At 66.6% G+C, this 941-nt stretch carries 1 protein-coding gene; it reads left to right on the forward strand.

Features of this window, described 5'->3' with window-relative positions; translation table 11 throughout:
• Positions 1-72: 72 nt before the first annotated feature.
• A protein-coding gene (locus RM609_RS34165; RefSeq protein ID WP_311616570.1) for an IS5 family transposase occupies positions 73-914 on the forward strand; the annotation gives its coding sequence in 2 pieces (ribosomal slippage) (positions 73-681 and positions 684-914; 840 coding nt in all).
• Positions 915-941 lie beyond the last annotated feature (27 nt).

Raw genomic sequence — 941 nt, forward strand, 5'->3', positions numbered from 1 at the left:
GCTAGAGGGTGTCTGAGAAGTCCCTTTCAGGGTAGGTGACTTGGCGGTCCCTACTGGGGTGGGAGGTCGGGTATGGCCGACCGCCGTGCTGTGTATCCGACAGACTTGTCCGATGCCGAGTGGGTGGTGCTCGCACCGCTGATTCCACCGCCGAAGCCCGGAGGCCGACCGCCGGAACACTCCCGGCGCGAGATCATTGATGCCCTGGCCTATTGGTTGCGGGCCGGGTGTGCCTGGAGGTTACTTCCGCATGACTTCCCGCCGTGGCAGACGGTGTACCACTACTGGCGGGTGTGGCGGATCGAGGGCCGCTGGGAGGAGATCCTGGCCACCCTGCGTGCACGGGAACGTGCTGGTCGGGGGCGTAATCCGACGCCGAGTGCGGGTGTGCTGGACAGCCAGAGCGTCAAGGGCGCCGAGCGGGGCGGCCTGCACGGGTACGACGGTGGCAAGAAGGTACACGGCGTCAAGCGTCACCTGATAGTGGACACCCTCGGGCTGGTCCTAGCCGTGTGTGTCAGCCCCGCGAACGTGGGTGACCGGGACGGCGCCGACGTGCTCCTCGCACGATCCGCCGGGAAGTTCCCCCGCTTGTGGCACCTATGGGCCGACCAGGGCTATCGAGGCCGTGAGTTCCTGGACGGCATCCGGGAGAACACCGGGATCACCATCCAGGTCGTGAACGCCGCGACGGCGGATTCCGGGGCACCTGGGTCCGGGCCGGCGACACACCACCCCCGGTGCCGCAGTTCTCCGTGGTCCCGCGCCGGTGGGTCATCGAGCGGAGTTTCGCCTGGCTGGGACGCTACCGACGCCTGTCAAAGGACTACGAATACCTCGCCGACAGCTCCGAAAGCGCCGTCTACCTGGCCGCCATCATGCTCCTACTCCACCGCACTACAACACCCACCTGAAAGGGACTTCTCAGACACCCTCTAGCC

The sequence above is a fragment of the Streptomyces hesseae genome, from assembly GCF_031845785.1.
Lineage (GTDB): Bacteria > Actinomycetota > Actinomycetes > Streptomycetales > Streptomycetaceae > Streptomyces > Streptomyces hesseae.